This is a genomic window from Streptomyces sp. NPDC005181, from assembly GCF_040608395.1.
Classification (GTDB): Bacteria; Actinomycetota; Actinomycetes; order Streptomycetales; family Streptomycetaceae; genus Streptomyces.
Genome location: NZ_JBEXID010000111.1, coordinates 1 through 16,213, shown reverse-complemented (window position 1 = coordinate 16,213; position 16,213 = coordinate 1). Strand labels below are relative to the sequence as shown.

The following is a 16,213-nucleotide window of genomic DNA, read 5'->3' as shown; positions in this document are numbered from 1 at the left end:
AGCCCACAGGCTGAGATGCTCCTCCGTCACATCCACCAGCATGACCACTCAACGACAGCACCGATCAACCGTCACAAGATCTGCTGCTGTAGTACAGGGACGTACTTTCCACCGCCGGTGCGAGCGGTGGAGATCCCCAAGTCGTCGCCCGGCGGCGGCGTGAGGATCTTGGGCGTGCCCACGGTGGCCGACAGAATCGCCCAGACTGTGGTGGCCAGGCACCTCATGGACCGGGTGGAACCCGTGTTTCATGAGGACTCCTACGGCTACCGGCCTGGGCGGTCGGCGCTGGACGCAGTGGAGTCCTGCCGGGAACGCTGCTGGAGGAAGGACTGGGTGGTCGAGCTCGACATCGAGAAGTTCTTCGACAGCGTCCGCTGGGACCTCATCGTCAGGGCCGTGGAAGCGCACACCGACGCCGTCTGGGTGATTTTGTATGTCAAGCGGTGGCTCCAAGCACCACTGCAACTGCCCGATGGCACCTTGCAACAGCGGGACCGTGGAACCCCACAGGGCTCAGCGGTATCGCCCGTGCTCGCGAATCTGTTCATGCACTATGCGTTCGACATGTGGCTGGACCGGGAGTTCCCCGCCGTCACGTTCGAGCGTTACGCCGACGACGCGGTCGTGCACTGCGTCTCGGAGCGTCAGGCCCGCCAGGTGCTGGCCGCGCTCACGGACAGGATGGAGGAAGTCGGGCTGCGCCTGCATCCCGACAAGACCAGGATCGTCTACTGCCAGGACGGGAAACGCCAGGGCTCGTATGAGCACAGGGAGTTCACCTTCCTCGGGTACACGTTCCGCGCGCGCAAGTCGCAGGACAAGCAGGGCAGGCGGTTCCTGTCCTTCGAGCCTGCGATCAGCAAGGACGCCTTGAACAGGATCGGTAGGGAAGTACGCAGTTGGCGTCTTCACCGGCGGTCCGACCTCTCCTTCGTTGAGCTCGCCCGACGGATCAATCCGATCGTGGCGGGCTGGATCAACTACTACGGCCGGTTCTACCGATCGGCCCTGACCCCTCTCCTGCAGCGCATCAACGCCTACTTGGTGCGCTGGATCCGCAAGAAGTACAAGCGGCTCGCGGCGTTGCGCAAGGCCCTTGGGAAGATGCGGGAGATCGCGAAGCGGTATCCCCGCATGTTCGCCCACTGGAAGGTGACCACCGCAGCGTCCTCGGGCTGGTGATCAGGATGGCAAGAGCCGTGTAAAGGGAGATCTTTACGCACGGTTCCGTGAGAGCCGGGGGGCGAAACTCCCCCCGGCTACTCGACCCCGATCCGGGACCGGCCGATCGAACATCCGGAACTGCCGGGCCTGGTGATCCCGCCACGGACTCGCGTCCTTCGCCTCCAGCTCGGCCAGCCGGACGAGCAGCCGCCACTCCGGCTCTCGCACCAGATCTCGCCGCCTGCGAGACGGCGAGTGGTCGACGAGGCCTGCGTGCGCGCCCTCGAGCGGCGCCGGGTCGAGCGTGGCCACCGCCGGGTACAGCTCGCGGTAGCAGGCGTGTTCGCGCGGCCAGGGTCACGCCGTCTGGTCTGCACGCAGGGGACATGGGCGTGCGTGCAACGGCAATGCGACCCGTGAAACCGGCTGTTAGCTTCCAAATCAGTCCGGCATTACCGGGCCCGGCCGGGTATCGACTGATCGCCGATGCCCGGTCCGGGCAGAGCATTTGAAGGAACCGCACGTACTCGAGGAGCAGTCCGATGAGCATTCGTGTTGAGGTCGAGCGAAGTCGTTGTGAGGGCTACGGCTTCTGTGAGCAGTCGGCACCGGAGGTGTTCCGCCTCGACGACGAGGGGGAGCTCGTCATCCTTCAGGATGAACTGCCCAACGACATGGGGACTCGCGCGGAGGCGGCGGTCCGGTTGTGTCCGGTCGCCGCACTGAGGCTGACCCGATGACCGGTCCGGGCATCGTCGTGGTCGGTGGATCGCTCGCCGCGGTTACTGCCGTCGATGCATTGCGGCAGAACGGCTATGCCGGGCCGATCACTCTCCTCGGGGAGAGACCGGTGGCGCAGCGTCGTGCCGGCCGACTTCTCGACGTCTCGTGATCCGCGCCGGCTCGTGGGTGTCCCGGCTGTGAGGAATGCCGGCGACCGCGGGACGCGGCATTGACCGCACGAACGATGCTGCTCGCGGCATGGTCAACGATCTCGATCGCGTGCCTGTCCTTCGGGCCGAACTGCCGGAGACGATGCCACGGAACAAACGGAAGGGGGCGCGGGACGTCATCCGGCCCATATGTCACGGCACATGGCCCGATACCTGCCAAGACGCCCGATCGTCGCGCTGGTCCCGGTCACCACATCGCCGCAGCGCCGCTGCACGTGCTGTGCACATGTGCGACCGGTCGGCGTTGCCGGCCTTGCGTCTCCCTCTCGTGCGTCACCTAACGCCACCGGGTCCACCCGGTACCCGGCACATCCGAGGAAGGAACAACGACATGACTTACATCCAGGGGTCGCATCACGTGACCCTTTCGGTAGGCCACGCGCAGGAGGATGTGGACTTCCACACCAAGGTGCTGGGGATGCGGTTCATCAAGAAGACGGTCCTCTATGACGGCGCCACGCCGATCTACCACCTGTACTACTCCAACGCGGGAGGCGACCCTTCCAGCGTGGTGACCACGTTCCCGTGGGCGCAGGCCGGCGTGTACGGCAAGCGCGGGACCAACCAGGCCCGCGAGGTGCTGTTGTCGGTGCCCGAGGAATCGCTGGAGTACTGGTACAAGCGGTTGACTGAGCACCAGATCCAGGTGACCAACGCCGAAGTGTTCGGCCGGCGCCGGCTGGTCTTCGAGCACCCGTGCGGGATCGAGTACGCGCTGGTGGGCAACGTCGGCGACCCCCGTGTCGCGTACGGCGGCAACGGAGTGGCCCAGGAGTACGGCATTCACGGCATCCACGGTATGGCCATCCACGCGCACACCCCCGAGCGCACGGTGGAATTCGCGGAGAAGGTCTTCTTCTCCCAGGGACAGATCATCGAGGACGGTGACCGGGCGGCGTTCCAGATCGGCAACGACAAGTACGGCAACTACGTCGAGGTGATCGGCAACCGCAAGGACGACCAGGGCACCTGGACATACGGCGCCGGGACCTACCACCACTTCGCGTGGAACCTGGACAACCTCGAGAACCAGCAGCTCGTCAAGTTCGACATCGAGGGCGCCGGCTACACCGACATCTCCGAACTGAAGGACCGCACCTACTTCAAGTCGGTCTACTGCCGCATGCCCGGCGGCGCCCTGCTCGAACTCGCCGTCACGCACAACAAGGGTGGCTGGGACTGCGACGAGTCCCAGGAGGAACTCGGCAAGCACTTCATGCTGCCCTCGCAGTTCGAGAACAAGCGCGCCGAGATCATGGCCCAGCTCGAACCCATTCAGACCGAGGACTGACCGGCCGCTGGGTGGGAGCCGTAGACGGCTCCGACCCAGCGGGTTCCACGAACAGGATGGGACTTATCGCGTGGCTCTCTCCTTCACCTATCAGGCCCTGCCGATGCGGGTGACGTTCGGGGCCGGCGTCCTCCGCAAGCTCACTGACGAGGTTGCTGCACTCGGACTGCGACGGGTGCTGGTGCTGTGCTCACCGGAGCAGGAGGACACCGGCCGCCTGGTCACCGACACGCTCGGCGACCGCTCTGCCGGTCTACTCGCCGAGGCTCGCATGCACGTGCCGATAGAAATCGCCCACCGGGCCCAGCGACTAGCCGCTCGATCCGGCGCCGACGGCTGTGTCGCGGTCGGCGGCGGATCGGCGATCGGGCTCGGCAAAGCGATCGCGTTGGAACACGGACTGCCCGTGGTAGCCATACCCACCACCTACGCCGGATCAGAAATGACCCCGGTATGGGGCCTGACCGAGAACGGGCAGAAACGGACGGGCCGGGACCAGCGCGTACTGCCTCGCAGCGTGCTCTACGACCCCGAGCTCACCCTGTCACTGCCGACCGCGCTGTCCGCGGTCAGCGGCATGAACGCGCTGGCCCACGCCGTGGAGGGCCTGTACGCACCTGATGCCACCCCCATCGTCTCCCTGATGGCAGAAGAGGGCGTCCGCGCACTCGCCTCCGCCCTGCCGGGCGTGGTTCGCGACGGTACCGACGTCGAGGCCCGAGCGAACGCCCTCTACGGGGCCTGGCTGTGCGGTGCCGTCCTAGGCGCCACCACGATGTCGCTGCACCACAAGCTGTGCCACACACTGGGCGGCACGCTGGACCTGCCGCACGCCCAAACGCACACCGTTGTCCTGCCGCACGCCCTGGCCTACAACCAGCCGGCGGTACCGCAAGCCCTGTCCACATTGTCGCGGGCCCTCGGCGGAGTCGCCGACCCCGCGCGGGCGTTGTGGGAGCTGGCTGGGAGGCTCGGCGCGCCTCGGTCGCTGCGTGAGCTCGGCATGGCCGAAGCGGACATCCCACGCGTCGTCGACTTCGCGGTGAGCAATCCCTATGCCAATCCACGCGACGTCACAGCCGACGGTATCCGCGGGCTCCTGCAGCAGGCATGGGTCGGCGACCCACCCCAGGGCTAGAGGCGCGACTTCAACGTGCTCCGAAAGTCCTGACCTCCTCGAGGCCACTGCTCCGACATCCTGCGATCGAAAGAACGGCGGTCCCCTCATGACCAGAAAGGGCAATCCGCATCTCGCGACCGCGCTGCGGCACGACGGGCCGCAGCCGGCTGATGCGGCCCTGGCTGCGGTGCTCGTGCACGGCAGAGGACAGGATCCTGACTACATGGCGGAGGTCGCCAAGCGCATCGGGATGGCCGACGTGCGCTGCGTCTACCCCGCTGCATTCGGCAACAGCTGGTACCCAGGCCGATTCATGGACGCCCTCGAGGCGAACGAGCCGTGGCTCAGCTACGCCCTGGAGGCTGTTGATTACGCCTTGACGACCCTGAGCGCGGACGGATTCGATTCCCGCCGCACGGCGCTCATCGGGTTCTCGCAAGGGGCCTGCCTGATCGCGGAGTACCTCGTGCGCCACCCCCGATCCTTCGGGGCTGTGGCAGTGCTGACCGGTGGATATCTAGGCCCTGACGGCCCAGTGCGACGTGCCACCGGCATGCTGCTCGGCACCCCCGTACTACTGAGCAGCAGCCAAGTCGATGAGTGGGTGCCGCCCGGGCGGGTGCGGCAGACAGCCGCACTCTTGCAGACCATGGGCGCAGCAGTGACCCTGCGCATCCACGACGCCCCCGAGCACGGTGTAAACGACACCGAGGCGCGTGCTGTACGCGATCTCCTCGACGCCGTCACGTCTAAGACCCACTAACGCATCCGCCCATACTTGCGAGGCTCCATGGACCTCCCGAACATTCAGACCACCGACTTGCCTGCGACCGAACGGCAGGCCACGACGGTTACTACCGGGGAACCCGTACCGGCGAGGAACGAACGGTGGCGCGTCTGGCCGCTGCTCGGGCCGGCATTCGTCGCGGCTGTGGCCTACGTAGACCCCGGCAACTTCGCGACCAACTTCTCCGGCGGCGCCGCCTTCGGCTACACCCTGCTGTGGGTCATCGTCGCGGCCAACCTCATGGCAATGCTCATCCAGTCGCTGACGGCCAAGCTCGGCCTGGCCACCGGCCGGGACCTGGCCACACTATGCCGTGAGCGGCTGCCCCGCCCGGTCGCCTGGGGGCTGTGGCTGCAAGCAGAGGCGGTCGCCATCGCCACCGACCTGGCCGAGATCGTCGGCGGCGCGATCGCGCTGAACCTCCTTTTCGGCGTCCCGCTGGCGATCGGCGGGCTGATCACCGCTGTCGTCGCATTCATCCTGCTCGGCGCCCACTCGCGCGGGCACCGACCGTTCGAGCGAGTCATCACCGGGCTGCTGCTCGTCATCGGGCTGGGCATCGGCTACATGCTCGTCGGCTCCGGCGTCGACCTCGACGGGGTCGCCGGCGGGCTGGTACCCACCTTCGACGGCCCGGACAGCCTGGTTCTGGCCGCCGGCATCCTCGGCGCCACCGTCATGCCGCACGTCATCTACGTACACTCAGCGCTCACGCCCGGCCGCTACGGTGACGCCGTCACCGCCGGGCTCACCGCCGAGGGCCGCGGCCGGCTGCTGCGCGCCCAGCGCATCGACGTCCTGGTCGCCATGGGCGTCGCCGGGCTGATCAACGCCGCGATGCTAATCATCGCCGCACAGTTGTTCACCAGGGGCGACGTCGCCGACTCCCTGGACGCCGTGCACGCCGGCCTTGGCGCCAAGCTCGGCACCGGCGCCGCGGCCGCCTTTGCTCTTGCCCTGCTCGCCTCGGGCTTCGCGTCGTCCGCGGTCGGCACCCACGCCGGACAGGTGGTCATGGCTGGCTTCCTACGCCGGCAGATCCCCGTCCTCGCACGCCGGCTGATCACCCTAGCGCCGGCGCTGGCCGTGCTGCTGCTCGGCGGCGACCCGACGAAGGCACTGGTGTGGTCACAGGTCGTACTCTCCTTCGGCATCCCGTTCGCACTAGTGCCGTTGCTCTGGCTGACAAGCCGCCGAGATCTCATGGGCGGCTGGGTGAATCGCAGGACCACCACATTGGCCGGCGCCGCAGTAGCTCTCGTCATCATCACGCTCAACGGGTACCTAGTGACTGGTCTCTCATAGCTGGCCACCCGGACGCCACGCCAGAGGCTTCATCGCCCAGCGAGTGTTCGGCTCCCTGTGACTTGCGGCCAGCACGACCAGTTGGTGAGCCTGAACACCGCGCTCACCAACAGGCTCACAAATGACGACGTCAACGTACGTGAAGGTGTCCGCGACCTCCTCCGATCGGCATCGCCCGGCCTGACAGTCGTCTTCACGTCAACGATCCAGATGCTCACCGCCGCCCACTCGCGCGGCTAAACAGTTCTCGCGGCCTGAACTCCGCCGCCTTCGTCCACCGAAGGGAAACTCATGCAGCAGGTCAAGGCCGTTGTCGCACTGGGCAAGGGCAAGCCGGTCGAAGTGGTCACCATCAACGTGCCGAGCCCGGGCCCGGGGGAGGCCGTGGTACGTGTGCAGGCCTGCGGGGTATGCCACACCGACCTCCACTACCGCGAGGGCGGCATCAACGACGACTTCCCGTTCCTACTGGGCCACGAGGCCGCCGGAGTCGTCGAGGAGGTCGGGCCGGACGTCACGGGCGTCGCTCCGGATGACTTCGTGATCCTCAACTGGCGCGCCGTGTGCGGCGAGTGCCGAGCCTGCAAGCGTGGCGACCTGCAGTACTGCTTCAACACCCACCACGCTACACAGAAGATGACCCTCAGCGAGGGCGAGATGGCCGGCACCGAACTCTCGCCGGCGCTGGGCATCGGGGCGTTCGCTGAGAAGACGCTGGTGGCCGCCGGCCAATGCACCAAGGTCGACCCGTCCGCCCGCCCGGCCGCAGTCGGGCTCCTCGGCTGTGGGGTGATGGCTGGCATCGGCGCTGCGATGAACACCGGCGGTGTGACCCGCGGCAAGTCCGTTGCCGTCATCGGCTGCGGCGGCGTGGGCGTGGCCGCCATCGCCGGGTCAGCGCTAGCGGGCGGATCGCCGATCATCGCGGTGGACATCGACGCTAAGAAGCTTGAGGCGGCGACGAAGTTGGGTGCCACACACACCGTCGACTCCTCGAAGGCGGACCCCATCGAGGCGATCCGGGAGATCGTGGGAGGCAGTGGGACTCACCAGGGCGCGGAGGGCGCCGACGTGGTCATCGACGCGGTCGGCCGGCCGGAGACCTGGAGGCAGGCGTTCTACGCCCGCGACCTCGCCGGGACCGTCGTCCTGGTGGGTGTCCCGACGCCGGACATGAAGGTGCCCGACCTCCCGCTGATCGACGTCTTCGGCCGCGGTGGGGCCCTCAAGTCGAGCTGGTACGGCGACTGCCTGCCCACCCGCGACTTCCCGATGCTCGTCAAGCTCTATCAGCAGGGTCGGCTCGACCTCGACGCCTTCGTGACCGAGGAGATCGGCATCAACGACGTGGAGGCGGCGTTCGAGCGGATGCACCACGGCGACGTGCTGCGGTCGGTGGTGTTGTTCTCGTGACCGCGCGCATCGACCATGCCGTCTCGAGCGGCACGTTCACCCTCGATGGCGAGACCTTCGACGTCGACAACAACATCTGGGTCGTCGGCGACGACGCCGAGTGCGTGGTGATCGACGCCCCGCACAGCGTCGACGACATCCTCGCCGTAGTGGGTAACCGCAAGGTCAAGGCCATCGTGTGCACCCACGCTCACGATGACCACGTGCGGGTCGCCCCCGCGCTCCGCGAGGCCGTCGTCGCGCCGATCATGCTGCACCCCGCCGACAGGCACCTGTGGGAACTCACCGACACAGACCACCGCTGGGACCTCGACCTCGCCGACGACATGACCATCGAGGTGTGCGGGACGACGCTGCACTTACTGCACACGCCAGGCCACACCCCCGGAGCGGTGTGCCTCTACGTGCCCGACCTCGGCTGCGTCTTCACCGGCGACACGCTCTTCCACGGCGGGCCAGGGGCGACCGGGCGCTCCTACAGCGATGCCGACGAGATCAAGACATCGGTCCGTACGAAGCTATTCGCGCTGCCCAGCGACACGCTGGTGCACACGGGACACGGGCAGAGCACCACTATCGCAGCTGAGCGGGCCCGTACCGCTTCAGAATGGCTTCACAGCCTGTGAGCTGCGGCTTCGCCGGACGATCAGCTGGCTCGGTGGTACTCGGAGCATCTGGCGGGCCTGCTGGGTGGCCCGGCCCTGCATCAAGGCGGACAACCTCGGACGCTCGCGAACAGTTCTCGCCGGTTACTGCCAGATCCGTGCCGGAACGGGCGGTTGACCACAGTCAGCCGCAGAACGGGAGCACGCGATCAACTGCACCCGTTGTTCACCCCCCGGTAGTGGCTGTGTGCCGTGTGGGAGGCTGGGCCTGGGCGGGCTTGGCGAGCATCGGTGGCGGGTGGCTGCCCTCGTCGTCGGTGGGTTCCTCGAGGTTGAAGGCTGCCGCGAACTCCCGCAGTCCCGCTTCGTCCTCGGCTTTGGTGAGCGCTTTTTCGGCCAGTGCTTGCGGGTGGAGGTCGCTCAGATGGAGATCGGAGAATGCCGGACCGAGTTCTGTGCGGATCTCGGCTTGAGCGCTGTCGGAGAACGCTCGGAACTTGCGGATGAGAGCGGATACATCGGAGATCGCCTTGGGGAGTTTTTCCGGTCCGAGGACGACGACCGCGATCACGAAGATTGCGAGCATCTCGAGCGGGCCCATATCGAAGAACATGCGTGGCCTCCTGGGGGTGGCGGTTCACGGGTGGAGCCGGCTCAACGACCTTGATCCGACTCGTCGAGGGTGGGAAGCGGCGAGGGCTCGTCGGGACTCAGGCTTGCCGTTTCCTTGCGGGCACGGCGACGGTCGTTGACCCAGGAGATGGCGCAGGCGGCCAGATACAGCACGGTGATGGGGCCGGCGAGCGCGAGCATGCTCAGCGGATCGCTGCTGGGCGTGGCGATGGCGGCGAAGACGGTGACGCCGATGACCATGTGCCGCCACCAGCTCGTCATGCGGGCGGCGCTGAGGATGCCTGCCAGATTGAGCATGATGAGGACCAGGGGGAGTTCGAAGGACAGCCCGAAGACCACGACCATGCGGGTCGCCAGGTCGAGGAAGTCGTCGACGGGCAGGATGTTGGTGGCCTGGTCGGGGGTGAAGGAGATCAGCACCCGCGCCGTCGTGGGCAGGACGGCGTAGGCGAAGGCGGCTCCGGTCAGGAAGAGCGGGATTCCTGTGGCGAGGAAGGCGAGGGTGTACTTCTTCTCTGCGCGGTGCAGCCCCGGGGCGAGAAAGGCCCAGAGCTGGTAGAGCCAGATGGGGCTCGCGCCGATGAGGCCGGCGGTCAGCGACACCTTCAGGGCGAGGGTGAAGGGTGACAGGAGACCGTTGGTGGCGATGAGCCCGCATCGCCCGGAGTCCGCCGTGCCGCCCCCCTCCCCGGTGGTGCAGCCCGGCAGGGGCGCGATGACGAAGTCGATCAGCTGCTTGTAGAACAGCCCCGCGACAACGGTCGTCACGATGACTGCGCCGACCGCCTTCAGCAGGCGGTTCCGCAGCTCGCGGAGGTGATCCACAAGGGTCATGCGCCCCTGGGGGACCTGGGATGCGACTGAGAGCACGAGCAGACCTCCGTTCTTCTCTCGCAGACGACGTCCGCGTCAGCGCGTGCCGACGGTGTCCCGGGAATGGGCTGTGGCAGTGGTCTGCTGTGGCCCGGGCGTGGCATCGAGGGCGTCCTGGCGGGCGACCCGTCCCGTGGAGTCGGCCTGCGCAGAGACCGGGCCTGCGGCCGTGGTCTCGTCCTCGCGGCTGCGCATGGCCTTGGTCTCGCTCTTGAGGATGCGCATGGACTGTCCGAGCGAACGCGCCATGTCGGGCAGGCGCTTGGCGCCGAAGATCAGGATGACGACGACGAGGATGAGCAGGAGCTCGGGTGCTCCGAGTTTGCCGAACATGATGGTTGCCTTTCGGGTCAGGAGCGGCGATTGCTCCGCCGTGTGTGGGGGGTTGGGCTGGTGCGGGCGAGGGCATGTGCCTGACCTCGCCCGCACGGGTGGCTAGCGAAGGGGCCGGAAACCCGCGCGAAGCTCTTCCGCAAAGAGCTGCGGCTGTTCCCAGGCCGCGAAGTGCCCGCCCTTGTCGAGCTTGTTGTAGTGGATGAGGTTGGGGTAGGCCTTCTCGGCCCAGCTCTTGGGAGCCTGGTAGATCTCGTCGGGGAAGACGCTCACGGCGACCGGGACGGTGACGCCCTTGGCAGCGACAACGGAGAGCTTGTTCTCCCAGTAGAGACGAGAGGCAGAAACCGCCGTGTTCGTCAGCCAGTAGAGCGTGATGTTGTCCAGGACATCGTCCCGCGTGAGGCCTTCGCGGTGTCCGGCGAAGGCCCGGGAGATCAGCTCCAGGCTGCGCACATCATGGTCCAGCAGGAAGGCCGCCAGACCGATGGGAGAATCCGTCAGCCCGGTCAGCGTCTGCGGGCGCGTCCCCATGATCCGGGCGTAGGCGACGTGTTCCTTGTTCAAGGAGCCCAGCTGCTGGACCGCGTGTGTCTCCTCGCCCGAGAGACCGGAGGGCAGCGGGGCGCCGGTCGCGAGCGCCTTGGCGATGTCGGGCGGAACCGCGCCGGGCAGGTTGGTGTGGATGCCGAGCAGCCCCGAAGGCGCCTGCACGCCCATGAGATCCACGATGACCGCACCCCAGTCGCCGCCCTGCGCCGCATACTTGGTGTAGCCCAGGCGCTTCATCAGCACCGCCCAGGCGCGCGCGATGCGGTCGGGGCCCCAGCCGGTCGTGGTCGGCTTGCCGGAGAAGCCGTAGCCGGGCAGCGACGGAATCACCACGTGGAAGGCGTCGGAGGCGTTCCCGCCGTGGGCGGTGGGGTTGGTGAGCGGTTCGATGATCTTCAGCTGCTCGATGACCGAGCCGGGCCATCCGTGCGTGACGATGAGCGGCAGCGCGTTCTTGTGCTTCGAGCGGACGTGGATGAAGTGGATGCCCAGCCCGTCGATCTCAGTGATGAACTGCGGCAGGGCGTTCAGCCTCGCCTCGACCTTGCGCCAGTCGTACTCCGACGCCCAGTAGCGCGCGAGCTCCTGCATCGTCGTGAGCGGCACGCCCTGCGACTGATCCGCGACGGTCTCGTGCTCGGGCCAGCGCGTGGACACGATGCGCCGGCGGAGATCGACCAGATCCCTCTCAGGGAAACGGACACGGAAGGGACGGATCCTCCTGTCCGCCGGCGAACCAAGACCGGACACCCCTTCGGCCGCTGCAGCCGACTGGACGGAGGACAGACCAACGGGCCCCGCAACCGCTGCAGCCGCCACAGCAGCCGAAGTGGAAAGAAACTTCCGTCGAGAGTGCGCCGGAATCATTTCAGACATGATGAACCCTCCTGGGTATTTGACTTGCCATGTAGGGGGATGACGGCCCACGTCGTTTCGGTGAGGCCGACGTGCGGGTACCGGACCGGCCGGTCGATGCACGTCAAAAGGGTGGCCGCCCCATCGAGGCGGGGCGTCTGCGGGTGGTCGAACCCCGTTGTCCGACGCAGTGGCCGAAGGCCGTGGAGTGCATGTGCACAAACGTGCGGCTGTTCCCGGCCGCACGGTGCTCACCCTTGTCGAGTCTTGTGTTGTTTCGGGCCCACTCGGGCCGACTCAACCTGCAAACAAACCTACGCCACTCTTTACTCGTGCACAAGTGAAGTTGAAGCACTGAAAATGTGGGCTAGGAAACACCTATGTCGGGGGGCCGATGTCCGAGGTCAGCGCACTTGTGAGCCGGCGGGCCGGATCGCGGAGGCGCAAGCCGCCGGACATGCGGTCCCTCCCTTGCAACGGACATGTGCCGGGTGCGAGGGCGCCGAAATGATCACAGCCAGCTTCATCGGGGCAGGTCAACCGGCGTTCTCCACTTCGCGACGTGGCGAGCTGGTACGGCTTTCGCCGAGTCCGCGATGTGGGTGGTGCCGACGGAGCCGATCAGGAGCCGTGAGGGAGCCATATCCTGCTCGCCACCGCGAGTATTCGCGTGGGCGGCGGTGCCGGCCCGACGCGATCCTCTTCATGACGGCACGCGATGAAGCGGCAACCCTCTTGCCGCGGGGCACCACCGTGGTGCGGGGACGGACACGGCCTGCGGGAAGCCGGCGTCGACATCCGATTCGGAACCTCCGTAACCTCCCTGGCGCGCGAGGGCGGCGAGGTCCAGATCACCCTGGCCGACGGCGGACATCTGGGGGTTTCGTCGCCCGGCGGGTGACCGGCCTCCGCGTCAGCTTTCTCGCCGCGTCGCGTTAAGGAGTCGGCGGCCCACCTGGTCAGTACAAGGTTCCCGGACCTCGTCGCCGGCGCCCGTCGGTTCCTGCTGGCCCTGGCGCATGGCAACCCATTGGCTCTGCTGGAGCTGCCGTCGGCGCTGCCCACGGCGCGGAGTCCGGTCCTCGACGAAGTCCCCGCCGTGCTGCCGCTCAGCCGGCGCCTGGAGACAGTGTTCGGCTCTCGGGTCACCGGTCTGCCGCGGCCGTCGCAGTGCCTGCTCCTGCTGGCCGCACTGGAAGGCACGGGCGATCTCGGGGTGCTGCAGGCTGCCTCGCGGCAGGCGAACGACGGGTACGACCTGGCGCCCGCCGAGCGTGACCAACTGGTGCACATCGCCGAAGGAGCACGACGGCTGAGGTTTCGTCATCCGCTCATCCGTTCCGCGGTGGTGGGGAACTCCACCAGCAGTGAAGCCACAGCTGACGTGCGGGCCACCGTGAGTGGCCCCGAAGGAGGCCCGAAGTGAGCAACCGCACCACCCGATGGGCGCTCCGCAGGATCTTCATCGACAAGCAGAGTCTCAACGCCTTCCATGCGCTGGTGCAGACCGCGGAGGCGGTACGCACGGCCGCCTCCGCGGCCGGACTCTGCCGAACCGTCGCGGAACTGATCAACCTCCGCATGTCACAGCGCCTGCCTCCCCGTTTCGACGTACACACCAAGCCGGCTCTCCGTGCGGGCGAGTCGCCTCGGAGACTGGGGGTCCTGGCGGCCTGGTGGACACCGGCATGTTCACCCGTCATGAGCGCGCGACGCTAGCGCCGGCCGAGGCGGCAATCGATCCGACGCCGACGCGCAGGTGTCCGCTTACGAGGCGGGCCAGTGCGCCCTCACCGACGACCAGGTCTCGGCCGCGATCTGGGTGGTGATCGCCATCAACGCGTTCAACCGTGCGCCGATCACGAGTAAGCATCCGGTGCGGCCACTCCGCGAGGGGCAGGCGGCACCGCCCACAACCACGCCATGCGATCCCTCTGGGATGACAAAGCATCTAGTTGACTCATCACTTAACTCTTGCCTAGAGTCCATGTTGACGAATCAACCAGCCTGCGTCCCTTTCCTACGGCGCAGGCGCACGGAAGGACACCCCAATCCAGCGGCTCGGACTCATCGCTCTGGACGCGGCGGGACAGCAGCCGTTCGCCGTCCGCGTCGATGACCACCGGATGGTGGTGGTGTGGCTTGCCGATGTCTGCTCCGGCCCAGGTCTCGGACACGGTCACCTCGGCGAGTTCGTCGTGCCAGAACCCAGCAGGCGACCTCTCCGACGTCGCCCTGTGCAGCGATGGAGTCGCGTCTCCCGATCGGCGGCCGGGTCGTCACGGGTCCCCGGCGGCCATGTCCTTCAAGCCATCCAGCAGCTCACATGACAGCCATACCCCGGGCCCCTGAGCCGCGCCGATCTTACGAATGACCAGTCGGACCCGCATCAATAGATAGGACCCTCATGTACGTCACCGCCGCCGTTCTCAGCGTGCTCCTCGCCCTTGTGACGCTGGCCGCGGGTGCACCCAAGACGGTGCTCAAGGGCGATGTCTCGGCCGCTCTGCAGTCGCACATGGGGCTGAGTGCGAGGTTCGTCCGCCTCATCGGACTGGCCGAGGTCTCCGCAACGGCGGGCCTGGTCGTGGGGCTCTTCTGGCAGCCTCTGGGCATCGCGGCGGCCATCGGCTTCGCCCTCACCATGATCGGCGCCGTGGGCTACCACGTCCAGGTCGGCGACTACGCCAACCCCGAGACCCGGCAGAACGCCATGGCCGCGGTCATTCTCATCCCAGTCTCCGTGGCCACCGCCGAGACGCTCGCTCTGGCCATGTGACCCGCGTCGGACCGCCCACGCGACACGGCTCGCCCCGACCCGTCCCGGTCAGGACGCGTCCTCGCCCAGCTTCTCCACCACGCGCTCGGAGATCTGAGCCAGCGCCCGCAGCTCCGCCGGCGTGACATGGTCGAGGAACAGAGCGCGCACCGCCTCCACGTGTTGCGGGGCAGCGGCCTCGATCATCGCGCGCCCCGCGTCCGTGATCACCACGAAGGCGCCGCGTCCGTCCTCGGGACACTCTTCCCGCACCACCAGCCCACGCTTGACCATACGGGAGATGTGGTGGGAGATCCGACTCTTCTCCCATTCCAACGCACGGGCAAGATCCAGAATCCGCTGCCGCCCATCCGGTGCGTCCGTCAGCTCGGCCAGCACTGCGAAGTCCGCGGGCGAGACATTGGACTCCGTCTGCAACAAGCGTGACAACCGGCTCTGGAGCCTCTCCTGAAGGCGGACGAAGGTGCGCCACGCGTGCTGCTCCTCCGGCGTCAACCACCGCACCGTTTCTTCCATGGAGCAAAGTGTAGACTAGTTGACACTTCACCAAACTGCTGGGGTCTTCGGCACCGTGATCGCCCCGGCCCCACCTGAGGGTCGCCCCGACTCCGGAGGTGCGGCACGGCCTGTCCTGCCCTGACTTTCTCGGGCCGCGCCTCCGGGCCTACCTGCCGCCGGGGCGTCCCTCGGACTGGCATGTCTTCCCTTCTCCCGGCCGGAAAATCTTCGGCCGTCTCACAATTTGGGCGGAGTTCGCGGTGTTTTTCACCAAACGTTCCTGACTTGTCACCATGGTCGATATGTGACAGGTCGCCGAGTGGCCCGGGGCGACTTCCCCTGACCGGCGGGCCAACCGTCGGGCTCAGGGCACGGACGCGGTGCCCGCCCACCCCTCCTCAACCAGGAGTGGCCACCCTCAACTGATGAAGACTTAAGGGGTCCATCACATGGCAGCCGAGATCGTCAATCCCCATAGCGGGAGCGGTACGGAGACGGAGAGCATCGCCGGGGAGTCCGGCGAACCCTTCGATCCGGCCTTCGCCCTGCACCGCGGCGGCAAGATGGCCATCCAGGCCACGGTGCCGGTCCGGAACAAGGACGACCTGTCCCTCGCGTACACGCCTGGCGTCGCCAAGGTGTGCACCGCCATCGCCGAGCAACCTGAGCTCGTCCATGACTACACCTGGAAATCGCAGGTCGTCGCCGTGGTCACGGACGGTACGGCCGTCCTCGGCCTCGGTGACATCGGGCCGGAGGCCTCGCTCCCCGTGATGGAGGGCAAGGCGATCCTGTTCAAGCAGTTCGGCGGCGTCGACGCGGTGCCGATCGCGCTCGCGACCACGGACGCGGACGAGATCGTGGAGACCGTCGTGCGGCTCGCGCCGTCCTTCGGCGGCGTCAACCTGGAGGACATCTCGGCGCCGCGGTGCTTCGAGATCGAGCGCAAGCTGCAGGAGCGGCTCGACATCCCGGTCTTCCACGACGACCAGCACGGCACCGCCATCGTGACGCTGGCGGCCCTGCGCAACGCCGCGAAGCTGTCCGGA

At 67.2% G+C, this 16,213-nt stretch carries 17 protein-coding genes and 2 pseudogenes; 13 read left to right on the top strand and 6 right to left on the bottom strand.

Annotated elements, in window-relative coordinates; translation table 11 throughout:
* The first annotated feature begins 15 nt into the window (after positions 1–15).
* From ltrA to ABZV38_RS35495, 9 genes are all read left to right on the top strand, one after another.
* Complete coding sequence (ltrA, locus tag ABZV38_RS35535; RefSeq protein ID WP_356332580.1) at positions 16–1,185, top strand: group II intron reverse transcriptase/maturase; 1,170 nt, start codon at positions 16–18, stop codon at positions 1,183–1,185.
* A gap of 524 nt (positions 1,186–1,709) precedes the next feature.
* Positions 1,710–1,907 (top strand): ferredoxin, encoded by a 198-nt coding sequence (locus ABZV38_RS35530; RefSeq protein ID WP_356332577.1) that lies wholly within the window; start codon positions 1,710–1,712, stop codon positions 1,905–1,907.
* Positions 1,904–2,059, top strand: a complete 156-nt coding sequence (locus ABZV38_RS35525; RefSeq protein WP_356332576.1) for a hypothetical protein — start codon at positions 1,904–1,906, stop codon at positions 2,057–2,059. Before ABZV38_RS35530 ends, ABZV38_RS35525 begins: the two co-directional genes overlap by 4 nt.
* 392 nt (positions 2,060–2,451) lie before the next feature.
* Entirely contained in the window at positions 2,452–3,411 is a 960-nt protein-coding gene (locus tag ABZV38_RS35520; RefSeq protein ID WP_356332575.1) for a VOC family protein, read from the top strand.
* A 103-nt stretch (positions 3,412–3,514) separates the two neighbouring features.
* On the top strand, positions 3,515–4,549 hold the full coding sequence (locus ABZV38_RS35515; protein WP_356332579.1) for a maleylacetate reductase: 1,035 nt from the start codon (positions 3,515–3,517) through the stop codon (positions 4,547–4,549).
* An 88-nt stretch (positions 4,550–4,637) separates the two neighbouring features.
* Positions 4,638–5,294: a hypothetical protein gene (locus ABZV38_RS35510; protein WP_356332574.1), complete on the top strand. Its 657-nt coding sequence runs from the start codon at positions 4,638–4,640 to the stop codon at positions 5,292–5,294.
* 57 nt (positions 5,295–5,351) lie between these two features.
* Positions 5,352–6,623, top strand: coding sequence for an Nramp family divalent metal transporter (locus ABZV38_RS35505; protein ID WP_356332573.1), 1,272 nt, complete (start codon positions 5,352–5,354; stop codon positions 6,621–6,623).
* Between the two features lie 291 nt (positions 6,624–6,914).
* Positions 6,915–8,036, top strand: a complete 1,122-nt coding sequence (locus ABZV38_RS35500; RefSeq protein WP_356332572.1) for an S-(hydroxymethyl)mycothiol dehydrogenase — start codon at positions 6,915–6,917, stop codon at positions 8,034–8,036.
* Complete coding sequence (locus ABZV38_RS35495) at positions 8,033–8,662, top strand: MBL fold metallo-hydrolase (protein ID WP_356332571.1); 630 nt, start codon at positions 8,033–8,035, stop codon at positions 8,660–8,662. The genes ABZV38_RS35500 and ABZV38_RS35495 overlap by 4 nt, the downstream gene beginning before the upstream one ends.
* 205 nt (positions 8,663–8,867) lie before the next feature.
* Here the strand turns inward: ABZV38_RS35495 and ABZV38_RS35490 are convergent, their stop codons facing one another.
* The 4 genes from ABZV38_RS35490 to ABZV38_RS35475 form a co-directional block, all read right to left on the bottom strand.
* The gene (locus ABZV38_RS35490) at positions 8,868–9,254 is read right to left on the bottom strand and encodes a Sec-independent protein translocase TatB (protein WP_356332569.1); all 387 of its coding nucleotides are present in this window, start codon (positions 9,252–9,254) and stop codon (positions 8,868–8,870) included.
* Between the two features lie 41 nt (positions 9,255–9,295).
* A complete protein-coding gene (gene tatC, locus ABZV38_RS35485; RefSeq protein WP_356332568.1) occupies positions 9,296–10,108 on the bottom strand; it encodes a twin-arginine translocase subunit TatC in 813 nt (270 codons plus the stop codon).
* 75 nt (positions 10,109–10,183) lie between these two features.
* Complete coding sequence (gene tatA / locus ABZV38_RS35480; protein ID WP_356332567.1) at positions 10,184–10,480, bottom strand: Sec-independent protein translocase subunit TatA; 297 nt, start codon at positions 10,478–10,480, stop codon at positions 10,184–10,186.
* Between the two features lie 102 nt (positions 10,481–10,582).
* Entirely contained in the window at positions 10,583–11,899 is a 1,317-nt protein-coding gene (locus ABZV38_RS35475; protein WP_356332578.1) for an epoxide hydrolase, read from the bottom strand.
* A 1,018-nt stretch (positions 11,900–12,917) separates the two neighbouring features.
* Between ABZV38_RS35475 and ABZV38_RS35470 the strand changes: the two genes are divergently transcribed.
* Positions 12,918–13,313 (top strand): hypothetical protein, encoded by a 396-nt coding sequence (locus ABZV38_RS35470; protein WP_356332566.1) that lies wholly within the window; start codon positions 12,918–12,920, stop codon positions 13,311–13,313.
* A complete protein-coding gene (locus tag ABZV38_RS35465) occupies positions 13,310–13,606 on the top strand; it encodes a carboxymuconolactone decarboxylase family protein (protein ID WP_356332565.1) in 297 nt (98 codons plus the stop codon). The genes ABZV38_RS35470 and ABZV38_RS35465 overlap by 4 nt, the downstream gene beginning before the upstream one ends.
* Positions 13,607–13,941: 335 nt before the next feature.
* Here the strand turns inward: ABZV38_RS35465 and ABZV38_RS35460 are convergent.
* A pseudogene (locus ABZV38_RS35460) lies at positions 13,942–14,064 on the bottom strand (IS110 family transposase); the annotation flags it as partial.
* A 230-nt stretch (positions 14,065–14,294) separates the two neighbouring features.
* On the opposite strand from ABZV38_RS35460, the gene ABZV38_RS35455 reads away from it, so the two are divergent.
* A complete protein-coding gene (locus tag ABZV38_RS35455; RefSeq protein WP_356332564.1) occupies positions 14,295–14,666 on the top strand; it encodes a DoxX family protein in 372 nt (123 codons plus the stop codon).
* A 48-nt stretch (positions 14,667–14,714) separates the two neighbouring features.
* Here ABZV38_RS35455 and ABZV38_RS35450 read toward each other — a convergent pair whose 3' ends face one another.
* Positions 14,715–15,182, bottom strand: coding sequence for a MarR family winged helix-turn-helix transcriptional regulator (locus ABZV38_RS35450; protein ID WP_356332563.1), 468 nt, complete (start codon positions 15,180–15,182; stop codon positions 14,715–14,717).
* A 431-nt stretch (positions 15,183–15,613) separates the two neighbouring features.
* Here ABZV38_RS35450 and ABZV38_RS35445 point away from each other — a divergent pair.
* Positions 15,614–16,213 (top strand): annotated as a pseudogene (locus tag ABZV38_RS35445) (NAD-dependent malic enzyme); the annotation flags it as partial.

Coding starts and splice junctions, on each gene's coding strand:
- ABZV38_RS35530 (WP_356332577.1), top strand. CDS start 1,710: ATGAGCATTCGTGTTGAGGTCGAGCGAAGTCGTTGTGAGGGCTACGGC.
- ABZV38_RS35450 (WP_356332563.1), bottom strand. CDS start 15,182: ATGGAAGAAACGGTGCGGTGGTTGACGCCGGAGGAGCAGCACGCGTGG.
- ltrA (WP_356332580.1), top strand. CDS start 16: ATGCTCCTCCGTCACATCCACCAGCATGACCACTCAACGACAGCACCG.
- ABZV38_RS35510 (WP_356332574.1), top strand. CDS start 4,638: ATGACCAGAAAGGGCAATCCGCATCTCGCGACCGCGCTGCGGCACGAC.
- tatA (WP_356332567.1), bottom strand. CDS start 10,480: ATGTTCGGCAAACTCGGAGCACCCGAGCTCCTGCTCATCCTCGTCGTC.
- ABZV38_RS35520 (WP_356332575.1), top strand. CDS start 2,452: ATGACTTACATCCAGGGGTCGCATCACGTGACCCTTTCGGTAGGCCAC.
- ABZV38_RS35490 (WP_356332569.1), bottom strand. CDS start 9,254: ATGTTCTTCGATATGGGCCCGCTCGAGATGCTCGCAATCTTCGTGATC.
- tatC (WP_356332568.1), bottom strand. CDS start 10,108: ATGACCCTTGTGGATCACCTCCGCGAGCTGCGGAACCGCCTGCTGAAG.
- ABZV38_RS35500 (WP_356332572.1), top strand. CDS start 6,915: ATGCAGCAGGTCAAGGCCGTTGTCGCACTGGGCAAGGGCAAGCCGGTC.
- ABZV38_RS35515 (WP_356332579.1), top strand. CDS start 3,515: ATGCGGGTGACGTTCGGGGCCGGCGTCCTCCGCAAGCTCACTGACGAG.
- ABZV38_RS35525 (WP_356332576.1), top strand. CDS start 1,904: ATGACCGGTCCGGGCATCGTCGTGGTCGGTGGATCGCTCGCCGCGGTT.
- ABZV38_RS35475 (WP_356332578.1), bottom strand. CDS start 11,899: ATGATTCCGGCGCACTCTCGACGGAAGTTTCTTTCCACTTCGGCTGCT.
- ABZV38_RS35455 (WP_356332564.1), top strand. CDS start 14,295: ATGTACGTCACCGCCGCCGTTCTCAGCGTGCTCCTCGCCCTTGTGACG.